Origin of the sequence: Saccharomonospora halophila 8, assembly GCF_000383775.1 — a bacterium.
Taxonomy (GTDB): domain Bacteria; phylum Actinomycetota; class Actinomycetes; order Mycobacteriales; family Pseudonocardiaceae; genus Saccharomonospora; species Saccharomonospora halophila.
Window position 1 is genome coordinate 1 of record NZ_KB912539.1, and the last position, 3705, is coordinate 3705.

At 72.9% G+C, this 3705-nt stretch carries 4 protein-coding genes; 1 reads left to right on the top strand and 3 read right to left on the bottom strand.

The window, feature by feature from the left end:
• The 3 genes from SACHA_RS0110125 to SACHA_RS0110135 all read right to left on the bottom strand — a co-directional run.
• Window positions 1–1321 (bottom strand): AfsR/SARP family transcriptional regulator (locus SACHA_RS0110125; protein WP_019809414.1); only part of this gene is annotated, 1321 nt, incomplete at its 3' end.
• A gap of 132 nt (window positions 1322–1453) precedes the next feature.
• Window positions 1454–2386: a type I pantothenate kinase gene (coaA, locus tag SACHA_RS0110130; RefSeq protein ID WP_019809415.1), complete on the bottom strand. Its 933-nt coding sequence runs from the start codon at window positions 2384–2386 to the stop codon at window positions 1454–1456.
• A gap of 201 nt (window positions 2387–2587) precedes the next feature.
• Complete coding sequence (locus SACHA_RS0110135; protein ID WP_019809416.1) at window positions 2588–3214, bottom strand: macro domain-containing protein; 627 nt, start codon at window positions 3212–3214, stop codon at window positions 2588–2590.
• A gap of 101 nt (window positions 3215–3315) precedes the next feature.
• Here SACHA_RS0110135 and SACHA_RS0110140 point away from each other — a divergent pair.
• A partial coding sequence (locus SACHA_RS0110140; RefSeq protein WP_019809417.1) for a prephenate dehydratase occupies window positions 3316–3705 on the top strand: 390 nt, incomplete at its 3' end.

Below are 3705 nucleotides of genomic sequence, written 5' to 3' on the forward strand. Positions count from 1 at the left end.
CGTCGGTCTCGTGGTCGTCGGCGGGGAAGTCGGGGCGGGCGGTGCGGGCGCGGTCGAGCAGCAACCGCCCGGCCTTGGAGCCGAGCGGGTCCCGGGTGCCGTCCCGGGCCAGCGGTCCCAGCGGCAGCACACACTCCTCGGCGAGCCCGAGTCGTACCCGGCTGGTCGTGAGCAGGGTGACCGCGGGGCAGCGCCCGAGCAGTTTGCGCACGAGCGTGCGGACGTCGGTGAGCAGGTGCTCGCACGAGTCCAGCACCAGCACCCGGCGCCGGCCGGAGAGGTACTCGGCCACCGTCGCGAGCGGATCGGGATCCCGGTCGTGGGTGTGGATCCCCAGTGCCCCGGCCACGGCTCCGGGAAGCTCCCCGGCGTCCCGGGTGGACAGACCCACCACGGTGACGCCGACGGTGGCCGTGGACAGTGTCTCGGTGACCAGCCGGGTCTTCCCGACGCCGCCGGGGCCGACGACGGTGACCAGCCGCTCCCGGTCGAGCATCCCGGTCAGCCGCGCGAGTTCGTGCCCCCGGCCGACGAACGTCGTCCCCGGCGGCACCGGCCTGCCCGGATGGGCCGACCCCGGATACCGTCCGGTGACGGCCTCGAACGTCTCGTCCAGCTCCACACTGGTCGGTTCACCGAGGTCGTCGGACAGCCGCTCGCGGAGCTGTTCGTAGCAGGCCACGGCGTCGGCGGTCATGCCGAGGTGGTGCAGCGCCCACATGGCGTAGCCACAGGACCGCTCCCGCAGGGGTTCGGCGGAGAGCAGATTGAGCAGCCGCTGGGCCGCGTCCTCCACCTTGCCGGTCTCCAGCTCCCGCGCGGCCAGATCCTCCACCGCACGGGCCCGCAACTGGCGCAACCGGACGGCCTCCGGATGGTCGGCCCCGGCCCGCCGGAGGTCGGGCAGCGGGTCGCCGCGCCACAGCGCCAGCGCCCGGTCCAGTGTGGAGATCGCCTCGGGCGCCGGGCACCAGCGTGCGGCCTCGATCATGCGCTCGAACCGGACGGCGTCGATCCGATCGGGATCCAGGTGCAGCACGCACCCGGCCGCCGACCAGCTGATCTCGGCCTCCGGGGCGAGCAGGGTGCGGAGTTTGCCGATCCGGGCGTCCAGCGAGTCCAGCACCCGTGCGGGCCGCTGCGCGGGCGGCCAGGCCGCCTCCACCAGGGCGTCCGCGGGGACACTCTGGTTGGCGTGGACGAGCAGGGTGGACAGTACGGCACGCAGTGCCCGGTCGGTCAGCGGCTGCTCCGACCCACGCCGGTCGATCTCGAGTGGACCGAGCACCCGAACGAAGAGGTGGTCCGTGCCCTTGCTCACACCGCCATGGTCGGCCCCTACCGGGTGGTACTCCACTCGGAGAACGGCCGGACCGGGTGAATCACCGTCCGGGAGCCCCCGGCGACGCCCCGGTCACGCCGCCCGCCCCGGTCACACCGCCCGCCCGGGCCGTCAGAGCTTGCGCAACCGGACCCGGTTGATCGAGTGGTCGGCGTCCTTGCGCAGCACCAGGGTCGCGCGCGGGCGGGTCGGCCGGATGTTCTCCATCAGATTCGGCTCGTTGATCGTCTTCCACAGGTGCAGCGCCTCCGCGGTGGCCTCCTCGTCGTCCAGGCCTGCGAAGTGGTGGAAGTGCGACGTCGGGTCGGCGAAGGCGGTGTGCCGCAGCTTGAGGAAGCGGTCGACGTACCAGCGCTCGATGTCGGCGGTGTGCGCGTCGACGTAGAGCGAGAAGTCGAACAGGTCCGACACGGTCAGCCTGGGCCCCGGCTGCAGGACGTTGAGCCCCTCCAGGATCAGGATGTCCGGCTGGCGGACGACCTGCTCCTCGTCGGGCAGGATGTCGTAGGCGGTGTGCGAGTAGACCGGTGCCCGGACCTCCTCGGCGCCCGACTTCACCTCCGTGACGAACCGCAGCAGCGCCCTGCGGTCGTAGCTCTCCGGGAAGCCCTTGCGGTGCATCATGCCCCGGCGCACGAGCTCCGCCCGGGGATGCAGGAACCCGTCCGTGGTCACCAGGTCGACCCGGGGATGGTCGGGCCAGCGAGCGAGCAGCGTGCGCAGGATGCGCGCGGTGGTCGACTTGCCCACCGCCACGCTGCCCGCGACCCCGATGACGAACGGGACCTTCGTGCCCCGGGTGTCCTCGCCGAGGAACGTGGTGGTCGCCTCGTACAGCTGTTGGCGGGCCGCCACCTGGAGATTGATCAACCGGGACAGCGGGAGGTAGACCTCCGCGACCTCGGTGAGATCGATCTGCTCGCCGAGGCCCCGCAGCCGGGACAGCTCCGCGGCGGTCAGCGGCAGCGGTGTCGACCTGCGCAGTTCCCGCCACTGGTCCCGCTGGAACTCGACGTAGGGGCTGCGCTCACGGACCCGCGCCATTCACTCACTCCTCGCCCGTCGGTGGGCCGGCGCTGTACACCTGTTCTTCACGCGGACTCAACCGTAAGTGGTCACCGGCGCCGACGCGCTGTGACGTTCTGCACCCGCGGGTCCAGGATTCGTGGCGTCATGTCCACCCGGGCCGGGGGACCCGTCGCGCGGACGGACGAGCCCGGTGTCGCGCACCGGTCACCGCGCAGGTCAGCGGCCCAGGAAGACCTCCTCCCACGCGGCCGACACCTGGCGGGCGCAGGTGGCCGGGAACACACCGCCGACGCCGGTGCCCAGACCGGGCATCGCGATCGTGGTCACGACGTCCCGGAACCGGGCGCCCTGCTCGAACCGGCCGTCCCGCCACAGCAGGAAGACCGCGCGGGCGGCCAGGTACGGGTGCACCGTGTCGTCCGGGAGCGACTCGCCCGGTTGGCGCATGGTGGGGGCGCTGATCAGCCACTCGGGGACGGGGGCGCCCGTGGGCACCACGACGGCCTCCCCGATCGGCAGCTCACCCCCGTGGTAGGCGAGGACGGTGCTGCGCACCTGCTGTTCGATGCCCGGGAACGTCCGCGCGTAGACGGCGTCGATGCCCCCACGCATCCAGCCGAGGGAGTTCGCCGGGCTCACCACGGCCTGCGCGCGGACCTCCAGCACCGAGCCCTGATGCACCCGGACCGGGCCCGTGACCGAGTCGCGGACCGTGTTCCAGGCCTGCACGAGTGGCTCGTCGAGGGCGCACAACACCAGTTCCGGTGTGGCCGACGGTGTGCTGGCGCCCGTGCCGTCGGCGCCGGGTCCGTTGCGTGTGTGCGTGCCAGATTCGGCGGTCACCTCACCAGCATGACAAAGAATCGGACGCCTGGTAACCGCCGCCCCTCCCGGCCGAACGGGTGAGGATCGTCTCACCCGGCCGCCGCGTAGCCTGGTGTGCCATGTCCCGGATCGCCTACTTCGGCCCGCAGGGCACGTTCACCGAGCAGGCCGCCCGCGCGCTCGCACCGGGGGGCGACCTCGTCCCGGTCGAGACGATCACCGCGGCGCTCGCGGCCGTGCGGGAGGGCACCGCCGCGTGGGCGTGCGTGCCGGTCGAGAACTCGGTCGAGGGGCCGGTCACCGCGACGCTCGACGGACTGGCCGGGGACGAACCGGTGGTCGCGGTCGCCGAGGCGCTGTTGCCGATCCACTTCGCGGTGCTCGCCGCGCCGGGGGTGGCGGCTGTGCGCACGGTCGCCAGCCACCCGCACGCACTCGCCCAGGTACGCGAATGGCTGGAGCGCAACCTCCCGGAGGCGCACACCGTGGCGGCGCCGTCCACGGCGGCC

Coding starts and splice junctions, on each gene's coding strand:
- coaA (WP_019809415.1), bottom strand. CDS start 2,386: ATGGCGCGGGTCCGTGAGCGCAGCCCCTACGTCGAGTTCCAGCGGGAC.